A 15,349-nucleotide genomic window follows, 5' to 3' on the forward strand; every position below is an offset into this window, starting at 1 on the left:
GAGCCCGCCGCCCGGTTCAGCCGACGTCGCGCAGACGGGGGAGCAGCTTCGCGGCCGCTTCGGACGCCGCGACGACGTCTTCGCCGCCGGTGGGCATCAGGACCAGCTCGGTGAACCCGGCGTCGACGTAGCCCTGCGTGAGACGCAGGGCTACATCCGCGTCGGACGGGAGCCGGAACTGGACGGCCCGGCGGATCGACGCCGGAGGCCGGCCCACCGCCGCGCAGTGCGCGTCCAAGACGCGCGAAAGCCGTTGCAGCTCGGCGATTTCCGTGCCGGGCAAGGCCGCGTTGAGCCAGACGTCGGCGTGCTCGGCGACGACCCGCAGGCCGCGCTTCTCGCCGCTGCTGCCCAGCCACAGCGGGGGTTTCGGCCGCTGGACGGGCTTCGGGTCGCTGATGGCGCGGGTCAGCGTGTAGTGGCGGCCTTCGTACGAGGTCACCGGCTCGGTCCACAGCAGACGGAGGATTTCGCAGGCCTCGGCCAGCCTGGCGACGCGTTCCGCCGCGGACGGCGTGGGCGTGCCCATCATCGTGTCGGTCATCGTGTCGCCGCCGGCGCCGAGGCCGACGTCGAGGCGGCCGCCGGAGAGGTGGTCGATGGTCGCGGCGATCTTGGCGAAGGTGCCGGGGTGCCGGTTGGTGTTGCCCGAGACGAGGCAGCCGATCCGCACCCGCTTCGTCGCTTCGGCCATCGCGGCCAGCAGGCTCCAGCCGTCGAAGACGTCGCCGGTGCGGACGGGGCCCATCGGGGCGAGGTGGTCGAACACCCAGCAGCCGTCGAAACCGGCGTCGTCGGCGATCGCCCAGATCTCGCGCAGCGCGGTGACGCCGAGGTGCTGCTGCGGCGGCTTGAGACCGATCGTGGTCACGGGAACTCCTGATCATCAGTCGAATAAATCATCAGTTAAACTGACGATCAGCGTAGGTGTAGAGTCCTCGCATGTCCAGCGCGCCCCTCGCCGTCACGCAGCGGCTCGGCTACCTGCTCAAGCACGCGCAGCTGCGGCTCGCCGAGCTGGCCGAACCGCTGTACGTCCCGCTCGGCGTCACCGGGCGGCAGCTGGCGCTGCTCGTCCTCTTCGGCGACGGCCCCGCGCGGTCGCAGCAGGACGGCGCGGCCCGGCTCGGCGTCGACCGGACGACGATGGTGGCGCTCGTCGACGAGCTGGAGGCCAAGGGACTGGTCCGGCGGGAGGTCGCACCCGGGGACCGCCGCAAGCGCCTCGTGCTGCTGACGCCCGAAGGCGAGCGCGTCCGCAAGGCGGGGGAGGAAGTCACACGGCAGGCCGAGGCGCTGCTGCTGGAACCTCTCTCCGCCGAGGACGCCGAGCGGCTGCGCGCCGCCCTGCACCAGGTCGTTCGCGGCGGGTGAACGGCATCGGGAAGTAAACGGGCACCGACGGCGTTGCCCAGGTCATATCCGGCGAAAACCTCGGCTAAGCTAGAGGTTTGACACACTGGGGGTTTCCCGTGGACAACATGTGGGGGCTGTGGAGCTCGGCGATGCGCGCCGGCGACGCGCCGAAGGCACTCACGCGCGGCACGCTCAAGCGCGTCGCGCGCTTCGCCCGGCCGCACTGGCGGCGACTGGTGGCCTTCCTCGTGCTCACCGTCGTCTCGGCCGTCCTGGCCGTGACGACGCCGGTGCTCGCGGGCAAGGTGGTCGACGCGATCGTCGGCGGCCACGACGTCGCCATCGTGGTCTGGCTCGCCGTGGTGATCGCCGCGCTGGCCGTCGCCGACGCCGGGTTCGGGCTGATCGAGCGGTGGCAGTCCGCGCGCATCGGCGAGGGCATCATCTACGACCTGCGGCGGGCGGTCTTCGAGCACGTCCAGCGCATGCCGATCGCCTTCTTCACGCGCACCCGCACCGGCGCGCTCGTCTCGCGGCTCAACAACGACGTCATCGGCGCGCAGCGGACGTTCACCGCGACGCTGTCGGGGCTGGTCACCAACGTCATCCAGCTGGCGCTGTCGCTGGCCGTCATGCTCACGCTGTCGTGGCAGGTCACGCTGATCGCGCTGGTGCTGCTGCCGATCTTCGTCATCCCCGCGCGCCGGCTCGGCCGCCGGATGGCCGGGCTGCAGCGCGAGGCCGCGAACCTCAACGCCGGCATGACCACGCAGATGACCGAGCGGTTCTCCGCACCGGGCGCGACGCTGGTGAAGCTGTTCGGCCGTCCGGTGCAGGAAGCGGACGACTTCGGGCTGCGCGCCGGGCGCGTGCGGGACATCGGCGTCCGTACCGCGATGCTGACCCGCTGGTTCATGACCAGCCTGACCCTGGTTTCGGCGCTGGCGCAGGCGCTCGTGTACGGCCTCGGCGGGTACCTGGCGCTGACCGGGGCGCTGGCCCCGGGCACCGTCGTCGCGCTGGCGCTGCTGCTGACCCGGCTCTACGCGCCGCTGACCGCGCTGGCCAACGTCCGCGTCGACGTCATGACGGCGCTGGTGTCGTTCGAGCGGGTCTTCGAGGTGCTGGACCTCAAGCCGATGATCGAGGAGAAGCCTTCGGCGCGTGCGTTGGAATCCTCGGGCGGCGTTTCGGTCGAGTTCTCCGACGTCCGGTTCGGGTACCCGGCGGCGGACAAGTACTCGCTGGCGTCGCTGGAGGACGTCACCACGCTCGACCACCGCGGGGGCGAGGAAGTGCTGCACGGCATCTCCTTCCGGGCCGAGCCCGGGCAGATGGTCGCGCTGGTGGGGTCGTCGGGGGCGGGGAAGTCGACGATCGCGTCGCTGCTGCCGCGGCTCTACGACGTCGATTCCGGCTCGGTGCGGCTGTCCGATGTGGACGTCCGGGACCTGACTTTCGCTTCGCTGCGGGAGACGGTCGGCGTCGTCACGCAGGACGGGCACCTCTTCCACGACACGATCCGCGCCAACCTGGCGTACGCGCGCCCGGACGTCACCGACGACGAGATCTGGGAAGCCCTCGACCGGGCCCGGCTGGGCGAGCTGGTCCACGCACTGCCCGACGGCCTCGACACGACGGTCGGCGAGCGCGGCTACCGCCTCTCCGGCGGCGAGCGCCAGCGGCTCACGATCGCGCGTCTCCTGCTGGCCCAGCCCAAGGTCGTGATCCTCGACGAGGCGACCGCCCACCTGGACTCCGAATCCGAAGCCGCGGTCGGCGAGGCCCTCACGCACGCCCTCGCGGGCCGCACGGCCCTGGTCATCGCCCACCGGTTGTCGACGGTCCGCGCGGCCGACCAGATCCTGGTCCTGGAGCACGGCGAGATCGTCGAGCGCGGCACCCACGAAGAACTCCTGGCCGCGGCCGGCCGTTACGCAACCCTCCACGCAACCCAGTTCGCCGACCAGGAACCCGCCATCGCGTGACCCCGGGGCCGGGGAGCGGCTCGTGGAGGGCAGCGGGTCCGGACCAAGCCGGTGTCCCCGCCGCTCCGAAGACCCGGCAAGATGGGTTCTGACCCGACGAGAAGGGACGTCCATGGACGCCGGAGACCTCGCCCCCGACTTCACGCTGCCCGACGACCAGGGCCAGGAGCGGACGCTCTCGGACTTCCTGGCCACCGGGCCCGTGGTCCTGTTCTTCTACCCGGCCGCGATGACCGGGGGCTGCACCGCCGAGAGCTGCCACTTCCGCGACCTCGCCGCCGAGTTCGCGGCCGTCGGCGCGCACCGGGTCGGCATCAGCCCGGACGGCGTCACCAAGCAGCGGGCCTTCTCCGACGCCAACGGCTTCGACTACCCGCTGCTGTCCGATGTGGAGGGTACGGTCGCCCGGCAGTTCGGCGTCTGGCGGAAGCTGCTGCCGCTGCACACCAAGCGGGCCACCTTCGTCATCGGTGAAGACCGGAAGGTCCTCGCGAAGATCAAGAGCGAGCTGAACTTCACCGTCCACGCCGACGAGGCGCTCAAGGTGCTGCGGGAGCGGAACAAGGTGTCCTAGCCAGCCGCCACACGTGGTTGGTGCCCGTGCACGACGGGGCCGGCGGCTTGTCCGCCGGTTCCGTGCGCACCTTCGTGAACCCCAGGCGCGCGGGCACCGCTCCACTTCGGACGTTCCGCTCGTCGTGCTTGATCTCGACGTACCCGGCTCCCAGGCGGAACGCCTCCGCCGTCAGCACCCGGACCGCGCGGGTGACCAGGCCACGGCCGACGAACTCGCGCGCGAGCCAGTAGCCGATTTCGACGCCGCCCTCGCGTGCCATGATGCCGACCGCCCCGGCGATCGCGCCGTCCACGCGGATCGCGAAGTCGTGCGTTTCGCCGCTCGCCCAGGCCCGCCGGGTGGTGCGCAGGAATTCCGCGCTGTCTTCGGCCGTGTAGCCGCCGGTCGCCCAGATCATCCACGCGCCGATGTGCTCGAGGGACCCGTTGACCGTCGCCGTCAGCTCCGGCTCGTCGGCCAGCTGCCAGCGGGCCAGCGTGAAGCCGTCTTCGCGGTAGGTCTCGGCCGGGGTTTCCATGCACCTCATGGTGCCCCGGCCGGGACGTCGGACGCGAACTAATTCACGATGACGCTGTCGGGCACCTCGGCGTCGGTCTTCAGCGCGTCGAACAGCTGCTTCGACTTGGCCTTGTCCCAGTTCTCCGCCGAGCCGCTGGTCACCGGCACGGTCGTCGTCACCACGCCGCCGGAGGAGATCCCGCGCATCGCGATCGCCAGGCCGGCCAGGTTGTGCACGTGGTCGCCCGAGTCCATGGTCAGCGCGTCCGGGGCCGAGGACAGCAGCGGGAAGAAGTCGAACGGGTTGAGCAGCGTGCCGGGGCTGGCGATCTGGCTGACCAGTGCGCCGATGAACTTGCGCTGGTTGGCGACGCGGTCGAGGTCCGAGCGCGGGGTCGCCGAGCTGTGGCGCATCCGGACGAAGCCCAGCGCCGACCGGCCGTCCAGCGACTGGCAGCCCGCCTTGATGCTGATCCCGGTCATGGTGTCGTCCATGTCCTTGTCGATGCACATGTCGACGCCGCCGATCGCGTCGACGATCTTGGCGAACCCGCCGAAGCCGATTTCCGCGTAGTGGTCGATGTGCAGGCCGGTCGCGCCTTCGACGGTCTGCGCGAGCAGCTTCGGGCCGCCGAGCGAGAACGCCGCGTTGATCTTGTTCTTGCCGTGCCCGGGGATCGACACCTGCGAGTCGCGCGGCAGCGACAGCAGCGTCGGCTTGGTGCTGTTGTCCGGCAGGTGCGCGACCATGATCGTGTCGGTGCGCTGCCCGCCGCCGGCCGCGGCGACGTCGCCGGTGGCGAGCCGCTCTTCGTCCGCCTCGGTCAGGCCTTCACGGCTGTCCGAGCCGACGATCAGCCAGTTGGTGCCGGACGCCGCCACCGGGCGGCCGGAGTAGTCGGCCAGCGCGTCGACGCGCTTGATCGAGAACTCGAGGTAGACCCAGATGCCGGCGAGGAACACGACGAACACGAGCACCAGCGCGCCCAGGACCTTGCCGATGCTCCAGCGGCGCCGGCGCGGCGGCCGGGACGGCGGGTAGTCGTCGACCGGACGGCGGGGCGGGTCCTGCCGCGGCGGCGGGGGCGGGGCGTACTCCGGCTCGCGGGTGCCCATCGGGCGGGTGCGCTCGTCGTACGGGCTGCGGCCCCGCCCGGGCAGCGGCATCATCTGCGCGCGCTGGTGGTCACGGGAGCGGCCGGCAGGCGGCCGGGGCGGCGGCATCCGGCGCCCGCCGTCGTCGCCACGGTACGTCATCACCATCACCCAATCCCGATCCGGACAAATCTGTCGCCGTCAGTACACCGCACGTCCTCGATGGGAGGACGTGCGGCACCGGGGTCGGGTTGCCGCGGGGAGTTACCGGCCGGTCGCCTCGTAGCCGAACTGGTGGACCTTGAGGTACCCGGACCGGAACCCGGCCTCGGAGTAGGCCAGGTAGAACTCCCACATCCGGCGGAAGACGTCGTCGAACCCGAACCCGGCGATGTCGGCCCAGCGCTGCAGGAACCGCTCGCGCCACCACCGTAGCGTGCGCGCGTAGTCCTGGCCGAACTCGCGCATCCCGGCCAGCTTGAGCCGGGTGTTCGCCTTGACGCCCTCCTCGATCGACCGCACCGACGGGATGAGGCCGCCCGGGAAGATGTACTTGTGGATCCAGCCGTAGGCGCGCGAGGCCGCCAGCATCCGGTCGTGGTCCATGGTGATGGCCTGCAGGCCGAACCGGCCGCCGGGACGCAGCCGCTCGCCGATCACCCGGTAGAACTCCGGCCAGTAGGACGCGCCGACGGCCTCGATCATCTCGACGCTGACCACGGCGTCGTACCGGCCGCTCGACTCCCGGTAGTCGCACAGCTTCACTTCGACGCGGTCGGCGAACCCGGCCGCCGCGATGCGTTCGGTGGCCAGCGCGCGCTGCTCTTCGGAAATGGTCAGTGACGTCACGTGCGCGCCGCGGCCGGCCGCGCGGATGGCGAGTTCACCCCATCCGGTGCCGATTTCGAGGACCTCGCTGCCGCGGCGGACGCCGGCGTAGTCCAGCACGCTGTCGATCTTGCGGTGCTGCGCGGCGGTGACGTCGTCCTCGGGCGCGAACAGCGCGGAGGAGTAGGTCATCGACTCGTCGAGAAAGGTGGCGAAGAGGTCGTTGGACAGGTCGTAGTGCCGGTGGATGTTCGCCCGCGCGCCTTCGAGAGTGTTCTCTTCGGACGGCGGCTGCGTCCGCTCGGCCAGCCGGCGGAACTTCTGCAGCGCCGGCGGGACGAGGGTGGCCATCCGCTCCGCGAACGGGGTCAGCACGTCGGCCAGGTCCGAGGCGGTCCAGTCACCGGCCATGTAGGACTCGCCGAAGCCGATCTTCGCGTCGACGCCGAGGCGGTGGAAGAAGGCCGCGGGCCGCAGGATCCGCATTTCGGGTGCATCCGGGCCGCCGGCGCCGAGCACGGTGCCGTCCGGGAAGGTCACCCGCACGTCGAGCGGGCGGACGGCGCGGCGGAAGAGTGCGGCGGCGATTCGCGCGCGGACCGCGGAGTGCGGCGGGGTGGCCAGGCCCGGCCACCGGGTCCCGTCGGGGACGGTCCGGGCCGACGCCCGGTCAGCGCTCGAAGTGGTCACGGGTACTCCCTCCGGCCGGCCAGGTTCGCCGGTGATCGATCCTAGTCGCCGCACCCCCGCGGCGCGCTTCGCCGAATGCCCTGTTCGGGGCGCTTTCACACCGGTATCCGCAGCCGGCCGGGGCCGGTCTCGGCCCACGCGCCGCGCAGCGCCCCGCCGTCGTCCCCGGCGAGCACGTCCCGGGTGAAGGCCACCGTCAGCCGGGTCCAGACGCGGGCCCGGCGCAGCATGGCGTGGCCTTCGTCGGCGATCTCGAAGCGGGCGATGCGGGCGGCGACCTGCGCGGCCCGTTCGGCGAAGGCGTGCGACTCCGCCGGGCTCGTCATCCGGTCGCGGGTGCCGTGCACGATGAGCACCGAGCGGCCGCTGACGGCGTCGACCGGCTCGCCCCGCGGCGTCCACGGCGCCAGCGCGCAGACCCCGCGCACGGCCGGGTCGTCGGCGACGCGCAGCGCCACCCGTCCGCCCATCGAGTGACCGACGAGCACGACCGGCAGGCCGGGGTGGTCGGCGTGGATGCGGTCCAGGGCCCAGCGGGCGTCCTCGATCGGGTCTTCGGCGGGGGCGTTCCAGCCGTACCGGCGGTTGCGCACCAGCCGCACCTCGACGCCGTCCTTGTGGCCGGCCCGGTGCAGGGCGCGCGCGATCGGCACCATCCGCAGGTAGGCGAGTTTCCAGGGCGGCACCCGCCCGGTGCCCCGCTCCGCGCCGCCGTGCAGCACGAGCACCACGGCGCGCGTGCGCCCGCGCGCAGGCCACACCGACACCGCCGGATCTGCTTCGCCCACCCACGTCCTCCTGTTCCCCGCTCCCGGGTCAACCTCGGCTCCCACCCGGCTATTCCACCGTGCGAAGTGGTCCGCACGGTAGATTCGGCGGCCGATCCCCGACGGAAGGGTGGGTGTGGTGAGCGCCACGGACATCGCAGGCAGCATCGCCGAGCAGCTGGCGAACGTCGAGCAGGCCAACGCCGAAGCGGTGCGGGCCGCGGCGGACCTGGTGCTGGGGGTGATCCGGGCCGACGCACTGGTCTACACCGCGGGCGCCGGGCACTCGCTGGCCGCGGTGGCCGAGACGTTCTACCGGGCCGGCGGGCTGGCCTGCGTCTACCCGCTGTACCACCCGGACCTGCTGCCGCTGCACGGCGCGGTGCCCAGCACGCAGACCGAGCGGCGCAGCGGCCTGGCGGCGGAGGTGCTGGCCGAGCGCGCACCGGGGCCGGACGACGTGCTGGTGGTGTTCTCGACGTCCGGCGTCAACCCGTACCCCGTCGAGCTGTGCATCGAGGCGCGCGAGCGGGGCGCGGCGGTGATCGCGGTGACGTCGCGGGCGTGCGTGGCCGCGGCGCCGCGGCGGTCGTCGAGCACGCTGGTCGAGCAGGGCACGGTGGTGCTGGACTCGCTGGTCGTCCCCGGCGACGCGAGCTACCCGCCGGACGCCCCGCGCACCGGCCCGCTGTCCACTGTGGTCACCGCGTTCCTGTGGAACCTCGTGCTGGCCGAGGTCTACGACCGCGGCACGGCCGAAGGTCTCGACGTCCCGCTCTGGCGGAGCTCCAATGTGGAGGGTGGCGACGAGGCGAACACGGCTTTGCTCGAGAAGTACGGCCCCCGCGTTCCCCGCCTGCGGTAGTCGGGTCCGGCGGGTCCGGAACCTCCTGCCGGACCCGCTCCGATGCGTCGGTCAGCCGCACGGTCGCTCGAGTTTCTGCTCAGTGGACACCTTGATTTCGGTTCGTGCTCGCCGATCGGCAAGCGTCGCCAGCGGGGGCAGAGGTGTATTCCAGCCCGATCTCTCGGTAGATCTGGACCTCGTCTGCCGAGTCCGTCTTGGCCAGCGGCTCGGAGTAGAGGACTCCTTGCCCGGCGTCTTGAGCAGGCGCCGGCCCGCCCTGGCCCAGGGGTACCTTCTCGACGGTGCCGGCGCTGTTGGCAGAGGTGGTCGCCGCGCCGGCGGCGGGCACGTCCGTCGAAGGACCAGCCGCACACCGGAAGTCGCGGGTTCTCGGCGTGGTCCCGTGGGTGGTCAGGCTCGGCGCCAGCCGGTCCCAGATCCCGCGCCCCGTCTCCGTCACCCACTGCGGTGGCACGATCTCCACCGCAGGCGGCGGCTCAGCCTCGTTGATCCGGTCTTCGCGGCCCTCACGTCCACATGAGTTGACGTATTTCCTTTGCAGGGCCCCATATCTTCGAACGAAGATCGGGCAGGCTACGCTAGCGCACGGTGTCACTCAGCGCCCGTTGTTGCCGCTCCCGCCCCTCGGGGAGGGGGTCGGGACCGACCTCCGTGAGAGGAAGGAGAACGGGTGAGTGACCGTCAGAAAGGTGAAGACGGCGACGACGCGTCCGGCAGTGAACCACCGGACCGTGACCCCGGCGGGGAGAAGAACCCCGACCGGCGCCACGTCCTCATCTGGGTGATCCAGCTCCTCGCGGTGCTGGCTGCCACGATCCACGAAGTTTCCAGGCTCTTGGGTCGCTAGGCAGGGGGCGGGTGTCCGAACCGGGCGTCCGCCCCATCGCTTTACAACGACCGGAGCGTACCGCATCGCTCAGTAACGCCTACTTTGTAACGTTGCTGGAGCGCCGTTACCGGCTAGGGCCGCTGGATGCTTTGCCCCGGCTCGCCGCCATGAGCGCCATTCGGCGGTAAGACCCAGTTCCTGACCAGCGACCGACGGGTTCCCGCTCTGGACTTCACCAGCCCCTGCCCGGCGCCCGCAACAACCTCTCCGCCGCCCGCGACCCGGGCATCGTCGGCGGGGTCGTCCAAGCCGCCCTCGTCCGCACCCACCACGAACCACGGACTCGGCGGGGAAGCCTCATCGGGGCGCTCAGGCTCACTTCGGCGGGTGGCGGGCGATCATCTCGTCGACCTCGTCGCCCGTGGCCGAGTCCGCCACGAACGGGCCGCGCGCGGCGAGCACGCCCAGCTGGCGCAGCCGGGCCGCCTGCTCGTGCGTGCGGACGCCTTCCGCGCCCACCCGCAGGTGCAGCTCGCGGGCGCGGGTGATCAGCTGCGTCAGGTGGCGCAGGTCGGGCTCGGCCGGCTCGTCGGTGTCCAGCGCGTCGACCACCGGGCCCGACAGGATCACGTGCCGGATCGGGAGGCGGTGCTGGGGGATCAGCTCCAGGTCCGCCGACCCCGAGATCGTCAGCACCAGCTGCGCGCCCAGGTCGGCCAGCACCGCGAAGGAATCCAGGACCTCGCCGCGCGGGTCGAGCATCGAGGCGCGGTCCGTGCACAGCCGCAGGGCCCGCGCCGGGAGCTCGTGCTTGTCCAGCTGCTCCTTCACCAGCAGCACCAGGTCCGGGTCGATCGCCAGCCGGGTCGGCAGCCGGACGCAGACGTCCGGGGCCGCGTCGCCCAGGTGCGTGCGCCAGCGGGCCGTGGCCGCCAGTGACTCGGCGAGCAGCCAGCGGCCCAGTGGCACCGTCATGCCCGTCGTCTGGGCCAGCGGGTAGAACTCCTCGGAGTCGAGCTCGCCCTTCTCCGGGTGGTTCCAGCGCAGCCCGGCGTTGACGGCGGCGAGCTCGTCCGGCCGGGACAGCTTCACCGTGGGCTGGTAGACGAGCGAGAACTCGCCGTTCTCCAGCGCGCCCGCGATCACCGCGCCCAGCTGGTAGCGGCCGCGGTCGCGGGCGTCGGCCTCCGGGTCGAACAGCATCCACTGCGCCTTGCCGGCCTCCTTGGCCCGGTGCAGCGCGATCTCCGCCGCCCGCAGTAGTTCCGCCGCGCCGCCCTCGACCGCCGCGCGCACGACGATGCCCGCGCTCGCGCTGACGCCGATGCCGTGGCCGCCCAGGTAGATCGGCTCGTTGAGGTCCTCCAGGGCGCGCTCGACCAGCCGGACGACCTCGGCCGCCGTCAGCTCGCCGCGCAGCAGCACCGCGAAGCCGTCGCCGGACAGCCGCGCGACGAACCCGTCGTGGCGGCCGGTGAACACCGCCGACAGCTTGTTCGCGACCCCGCGCAGCACCTGGTCGCCGACGCCGGCGCCGAGGCCGTCGTTGACCACCTTGAAGCCGTCGACGTCGAGGTAGACCAGCGCGATGTCGTCGCGCGCGCCGGCGCCGAGCGCGGCCTCCAGCTTGGTGGTGAACGACGACGCGTTGGGCAGCCCGGTCAGCGGGTCGTGCACGTTCTGGTGCAGCAGCCGTTCCCGCAGCAGGTGCAGCTCGTTCGCGTCCGACACCATCAGCACCGGGTACACCGAGCCGGGGCGGTCGCCGGGCAGCCGGGCGAGCGTCACGTCGGTCCAGAGCTGCCCGTCCTCGGTGTGGTCGAGCAGCATCCGCTCCTGGTAGCGGTCGCGCCCGTGGCGCACCTGCTCCAGGCCGGCTTCGAGGCGCGAGACGTCGTGCTCGGTCGACCCGAGTTCGGTGATGTGCTTGCCCCGCAACCGTTCCGGCGAGCAGCCGAGCAGCTGGCCGAGGGCGAGGTTCGCCTCCACGATGGCGCCGTCGGGGTCGGCGAGCGCGATCCCCATCGGCGACGCGGCGTACAGCGCGGTGAACCGCAGCAGGGCGCCGTCGTGCTGCGAGCCGGCTTGGTCGACCGCGTCGTTCGCGACCTCCAGCAGGAGCGCTTCGAGCTCCTCCGGGGGAAGCGTTACTCCTTTGGTGTCGGCCAACGTCGCCGCCCACCGGCGCGCCACGTCCAGTAGTCCGGACGCGGCACCGGGTTCAGGCACACTCCACCTCTTCACGCACAGGTATGGCCAGGTCGGACACGGTGTCGGGGATCGGGAAGCCGCACCAGGCAGCCGTCACCCACGATCGATGCCACGCCATCATGCGGGTCACGGGGTGTCTACCGGCTGAACGAGTGAACGAATCTCCACAACCGGTAACTTTTCGTTACCTAGTGTATGCATCGGTGGACGGTGACCGGGTCAGCGACGGGTCAGGTGCACCGGCAAACCGTCCGCGGGCACCGGCAGCGAGACGTAGTCCCAGCGCGCGGTGTAACTCTCCGGAACCGACCAGCGGTAGGCCCGCAGCAGTTCGTGCATCAGCAACTTCACCTCGAGACCGCCGAAGTGCAACCCGATGCACTTGTGCGCGCCGCCGCCGAACGGCAGCCACGCCATCCGGTGCGACTTGTCCTCGCGCCGCGGCTCGGCGAAGCGTTCCGGTTCGAAGGCGAAGGGGTTCGTCCAGCACTCCGGCGCGAAGTGGTTGACCGTGGGCGAGACGCCGACCAGCGTGCCCGCCGGGATGTAGTGGCCGAGCACTTCGGTGTCCTTGACGGTCTGCCGGGTCAGCGACGGCACGGGCGCGACGAGCCGCAGTGCCTCCTTCATCACGAGGTCGAGGGTTTCGAGCTTTTCGACGGCGTCGATGTCGAGGACGTCGTCGCCCAGCGCCAGTGACTCCGCGCGGGCCCGTTCCTGCCACTCCGGGTGTTTCGCCAGGTAGTAGGCCATGGCGCTGCTGGTGATGGTGGTCGTGTCGTGCGCGGCCATCATCAGGAAGATCATGTGGTTGACGATGTCGGTGTCGGAGAACCGGTCGCCGTCCTCGGTGGTCGCCTGGCAGAGCGCGGCGAACAGGTCGTCGCCGCCCGAACCCCGTTTGGCGGGCAGGGTTTCGCCGAAGTAGCGCTCGAGCACCTTCCGGCCGTGCAGCCCGGCCGACCAGCGCCCGCCCGGCACCGGGAAGCGCACGAAGGCGGTGCCGGCCCGCACGCAGCTGACGAACGCGCGGTTGATCCGGGCCGCGTCGGCGCCGCTGGGCATCCCCATGAACACGCGGGTGGCGACGTCGAGGGTCAGCTGCTTGAGCGACCAGTACAGCCGCGGCCGCTCGGTCGCACCCCAGCTCGCGACGCCTTCGCGCAGCGCGGGTCCCATCTCGCCGACGTAGCCGGCCAGCCGCGGGCGCGTGAAGGCCTCCTGCATGATCCGGCGGTGCAGGTGGTGCTCGCCGAAGTCCATCAGCATCAGGCCGCGCTCGAAGAACTTCTCGATGAAGAACTTCCAGCCCTCCTGGGAGAACGCCTTGTCCTTGTTGACGAGCGCGATCTGCGTGGCTTCGGGGCCGGACAGCGCGACGATCCGGCGGCCGAACCCGCCGGTCCACGACACCGGGCCGTAGAGCTCGTGGCGGCGCAGGCCGAACGCGGGGCCGAACCGCATCATCTCGAGCATGTGCCCGACCACCGGCGGCCCTTCGTCGCCGAGCACCGGCTTGAGGCCGCTCCCGGCGGGCGGCGTGGCGAGCTCCTCGACCGGCCACCGCGACCGCAGCCACCGCTGGTCGACCTTGGCCGGAAGGGGAAGCGCGGTCAGCGCCGGCACGCGTTCACGCAGGGCTTCGGCGGCTCGGCTCACGGTGCCCGGCAATCTGACCATCTCCCCGTCGAGATCGGACTACCCCTTCACGATGCCCTCTTGTTGACGGTCTGACAACACCTCGTCGGCCGTCTTTTCGGGTGGTCCCGGCCTCCGCCGGTACTCGCTCGGTGTGACGCCCCGGACCCGCTTGAAGGCGGCGCTGAAGCCGAAGGCGTCGGCGTACCCGACGCGGCGGGCCACTTCCGAGACGGTCGCCGACGGCCGGTCGGCCAGCAGGTCCGCGGCGAGGGCCATCCGGCGGCGGGTCAGGTACGTCAGCGGCGGTTCGCCGACCAGCTCGGCGAACCGCTTGGCCAGCGTCGAGCGCGCGACTCCGGCCCGCTCGGCCAGGGTGGCGACCGTCCACGGCGCGGCGGGGTCGTCGTGCAGCAGGCGCAGCGCCGGGCCGGCCACCGGGTCGCGCTGGGCGGTCCACCACGCCGGGGGTTCGCCGCCAGGGCGGTCGAACCACGCGCGCAGGGTGCAGACGAGCATCCAGTCGAGCAGCCGGTCGAGGACCACCTGCTGCCCCGGGGCGTCGACGGCGACTTCGGCGGCGAGGTGGTCGAGGACGGGGTCCCCGGTGCCGCCGCCGTCGACGCGCAGAACCGGCGGAAGCGCGTCCAGCAGCGGCCGGCTGACCTCGCCGCCGGCCGGGTAGGCGCCGACGATCAGGGTGGTCGGGCCGTCGCCGTCGTCGCGCCAGCCGCGCCGGTACCGCGTCCCGCCGAGTTCGGGAGCGGCGCAGTACTCACCGCAGGCGACGGGTTCGGCGCGGGTGCCGAGCTCGTCGACGAAGGTGAAGGTCCCCGGCCCGCGCACGACGACGGTGTCGTAGGCGTCGAGGCGTTCGGGTTCGCCGTGTTCGGGCACGATCCAGCCGCCGCCGGAGAGCGCGGTGCACAGGGTCAGCGGGGCGCCGTCGACGAAGTGCAGGGAGAAGGGCGGCGTGAGCACCGAGCTGCCGAACAGCGCCCCGTGGGCCCGTACACCGCGAAAGAGGTCGTCCACCCTCGCGAGGTTAGACGAACGGACAGGGATTCCGGCGTTTCACCCATGGGATCGTCCGAGCCGCTGCGGTTCACTGGAACTCATGAACGCGCTGACTCCCGACGACATCGAGTTCCTCCGGCGTCCCCTGCACGGCTTCCTGACCGTGGCCGGCGGCGAACCCCGCCCGGTGTGGTTCGAGACCACCGGCGACGGCCTGATCCAGCTCTTCTCCGAAGCGGACGCGCTCAAGGTCCGGGGCGCCCGCCGCGACCCGCGGGCGTCGCTCGTGGTCGCGGCCCCGGTGGGGGAGCGCGAACGGTGGGTTTCGGTGGCGGGCCGGGTTTCGGTGGAACCGGACGGCGCCCAGGACCTCGCCGCGCGCCTGGCGCCCCGGTACTGGGACCTCGACGACCCGGCTCGCGCCGCCGAACTCGAGGCGATCCTGAAGTCCGAGCTGCTGCGCCTGGTGATCCACCCGGAAACCGTGCGCCGCTACGCCTACTGACCCGGGAGGATGCCGGGATGGCCGAGCTCCCGCTGCGGGACCCGGCGGGCACCGTGCTGCTCGCCGTGCGCCGCGTCGCCGAAAGCGAGTTGCCGCCGGTGCCCGCCTCGGTGGTCGTGGTCGTCCACGCCGGGGCCGTTCTGATGGTGTTCGACCGGCGCCGGCGGCAGTGGGAGCTCCCCGGCGGGATGGCCGAAGCCGGCGAAACGGCCCGCGAGACCGCCGTCCGCGAGCTCGCCGAGGAAACCGGCATCCGCGGGGTGGCGCCGACCTTCGCCGCCGTGGCCGAGTTCGAGCTCCTCCGGCCCGCGCGGCGCGAGCTGCTCGCCGTCTACCGGACCGACCTCGCGGCCGCGCCCCGGCTCACCCTGAGCGAGGAGGGACTCGGGTTCCGGTGGTGGTCGCCGCGCGAGCCCGTCGAGCCGGACATGAGCCCGCTCGACGCGGAAATCGCCGTGCGGACGTGAACCGGCCCCGCCCTG

15 protein-coding genes are annotated in these 15,349 nt (G+C 72.0%); 7 read left to right on the forward strand and 8 right to left on the reverse strand.

Annotated elements, in window-relative coordinates:
* Positions 1–16: 16 nt before the first annotated feature.
* Positions 17–871: an LLM class flavin-dependent oxidoreductase gene (locus ACLJPY_RS25030; RefSeq protein WP_410591963.1), complete on the reverse strand. Its 855-nt coding sequence runs from the start codon at positions 869–871 to the stop codon at positions 17–19.
* 71 nt (positions 872–942) lie between these two features.
* On the opposite strand from ACLJPY_RS25030, the gene ACLJPY_RS25035 reads away from it, so the two are divergent.
* The 3 genes from ACLJPY_RS25035 (at position 943) to ACLJPY_RS25045 (ending at position 3,918) form a co-directional block, all read left to right on the forward strand.
* A complete protein-coding gene (locus ACLJPY_RS25035; protein WP_410591965.1) occupies positions 943–1,374 on the forward strand; it encodes a MarR family winged helix-turn-helix transcriptional regulator in 432 nt (143 codons plus the stop codon).
* A gap of 98 nt (positions 1,375–1,472) precedes the next feature.
* A complete protein-coding gene (locus tag ACLJPY_RS25040) occupies positions 1,473–3,344 on the forward strand; it encodes an ABC transporter ATP-binding protein (protein WP_410591966.1) in 1,872 nt (623 codons plus the stop codon).
* 112 nt (positions 3,345–3,456) lie between these two features.
* On the forward strand, positions 3,457–3,918 hold the full coding sequence (locus ACLJPY_RS25045) for a peroxiredoxin (protein ID WP_410591968.1): 462 nt from the start codon (positions 3,457–3,459) through the stop codon (positions 3,916–3,918).
* On the opposite strand, the gene ACLJPY_RS25050 is transcribed toward ACLJPY_RS25045, so the two are convergent.
* The 4 genes from ACLJPY_RS25050 to ACLJPY_RS25065 form a co-directional block, all read right to left on the reverse strand.
* On the reverse strand, positions 3,884–4,438 hold the full coding sequence (locus tag ACLJPY_RS25050) for a GNAT family N-acetyltransferase (RefSeq protein WP_410591969.1): 555 nt from the start codon (positions 4,436–4,438) through the stop codon (positions 3,884–3,886). The two genes, ACLJPY_RS25045 and ACLJPY_RS25050, sit on opposite strands and share 35 nt — an antisense overlap.
* A gap of 38 nt (positions 4,439–4,476) precedes the next feature.
* The gene (locus tag ACLJPY_RS25055) at positions 4,477–5,682 is read right to left on the reverse strand and encodes an LCP family protein (RefSeq protein ID WP_410591971.1); all 1,206 of its coding nucleotides are present in this window, start codon (positions 5,680–5,682) and stop codon (positions 4,477–4,479) included.
* Between the two features lie 96 nt (positions 5,683–5,778).
* Positions 5,779–7,032 carry a class I SAM-dependent methyltransferase gene (locus ACLJPY_RS25060; protein WP_410591972.1) on the reverse strand — a complete coding sequence of 418 codons (1,254 nt, stop codon included), beginning with the start codon at positions 7,030–7,032 and terminating at the stop codon, positions 5,779–5,781.
* 95 nt (positions 7,033–7,127) lie between these two features.
* Positions 7,128–7,820, reverse strand: coding sequence for an alpha/beta hydrolase (locus ACLJPY_RS25065; RefSeq protein ID WP_410591974.1), 693 nt, complete (start codon positions 7,818–7,820; stop codon positions 7,128–7,130).
* 115 nt (positions 7,821–7,935) lie between these two features.
* Here ACLJPY_RS25065 and ACLJPY_RS25070 point away from each other — a divergent pair, with 115 nt between their 5' ends.
* Positions 7,936–8,664: an SIS domain-containing protein gene (locus ACLJPY_RS25070; RefSeq protein ID WP_410591976.1), complete on the forward strand. Its 729-nt coding sequence runs from the start codon at positions 7,936–7,938 to the stop codon at positions 8,662–8,664.
* 673 nt (positions 8,665–9,337) lie between these two features.
* The gene (locus tag ACLJPY_RS25075; protein WP_410591977.1) at positions 9,338–9,514 is read left to right on the forward strand and encodes a hypothetical protein; all 177 of its coding nucleotides are present in this window, start codon (positions 9,338–9,340) and stop codon (positions 9,512–9,514) included.
* A gap of 357 nt (positions 9,515–9,871) precedes the next feature.
* Here ACLJPY_RS25075 and ACLJPY_RS25080 read toward each other — a convergent pair whose 3' ends face one another.
* From ACLJPY_RS25080 to ACLJPY_RS25090, 3 genes are all read right to left on the reverse strand, one after another.
* Positions 9,872–11,689 (reverse strand): diguanylate cyclase domain-containing protein, encoded by a 1,818-nt coding sequence (locus ACLJPY_RS25080; RefSeq protein ID WP_410592466.1) that lies wholly within the window; start codon positions 11,687–11,689, stop codon positions 9,872–9,874.
* 237 nt (positions 11,690–11,926) lie between these two features.
* Positions 11,927–13,387 (reverse strand): cytochrome P450, encoded by a 1,461-nt coding sequence (locus tag ACLJPY_RS25085; RefSeq protein ID WP_410591978.1) that lies wholly within the window; start codon positions 13,385–13,387, stop codon positions 11,927–11,929.
* Positions 13,388–13,405: 18 nt separating this feature from the next.
* Positions 13,406–14,380: an AraC family transcriptional regulator gene (locus ACLJPY_RS25090; RefSeq protein ID WP_410591979.1), complete on the reverse strand. Its 975-nt coding sequence runs from the start codon at positions 14,378–14,380 to the stop codon at positions 13,406–13,408.
* Positions 14,381–14,462: 82 nt separating this feature from the next.
* Here ACLJPY_RS25090 and ACLJPY_RS25095 point away from each other — a divergent pair, with 82 nt between their 5' ends.
* Positions 14,463–14,867, forward strand: coding sequence for a pyridoxamine 5'-phosphate oxidase family protein (locus tag ACLJPY_RS25095; RefSeq protein WP_410591981.1), 405 nt, complete (start codon positions 14,463–14,465; stop codon positions 14,865–14,867).
* Between the two features lie 17 nt (positions 14,868–14,884).
* Positions 14,885–15,334 (forward strand): NUDIX hydrolase, encoded by a 450-nt coding sequence (locus ACLJPY_RS25100; RefSeq protein ID WP_410591982.1) that lies wholly within the window; start codon positions 14,885–14,887, stop codon positions 15,332–15,334.
* The last annotated feature ends 15 nt before the right edge of the window (positions 15,335–15,349 follow it).

Origin of the sequence: Amycolatopsis sp. lyj-23 (genome assembly GCF_046549135.1) — a bacterium.
In the GTDB taxonomy this organism is placed as follows: Bacteria; Actinomycetota; Actinomycetes; order Mycobacteriales; family Pseudonocardiaceae; genus Amycolatopsis.

Bases quoted from the DNA above. Each gene is read 5' to 3' on its own strand.
- ACLJPY_RS25100 (WP_410591982.1), top strand. From the start codon at position 14,885: ATGGCCGAGCTCCCGCTGCGGGACCCGGCGGGCACCGTGCTGCTCGCC.
- ACLJPY_RS25055 (WP_410591971.1), bottom strand. From the start codon at position 5,682: ATGGTGATGACGTACCGTGGCGACGACGGCGGGCGCCGGATGCCGCCG.
- ACLJPY_RS25085 (WP_410591978.1), bottom strand. From the start codon at position 13,387: ATGGTCAGATTGCCGGGCACCGTGAGCCGAGCCGCCGAAGCCCTGCGT.
- ACLJPY_RS25095 (WP_410591981.1), top strand. From the start codon at position 14,463: ATGAACGCGCTGACTCCCGACGACATCGAGTTCCTCCGGCGTCCCCTG.
- ACLJPY_RS25050 (WP_410591969.1), bottom strand. From the start codon at position 4,438: ATGGAAACCCCGGCCGAGACCTACCGCGAAGACGGCTTCACGCTGGCC.
- ACLJPY_RS25045 (WP_410591968.1), top strand. From the start codon at position 3,457: ATGGACGCCGGAGACCTCGCCCCCGACTTCACGCTGCCCGACGACCAG.
- ACLJPY_RS25035 (WP_410591965.1), top strand. From the start codon at position 943: ATGTCCAGCGCGCCCCTCGCCGTCACGCAGCGGCTCGGCTACCTGCTC.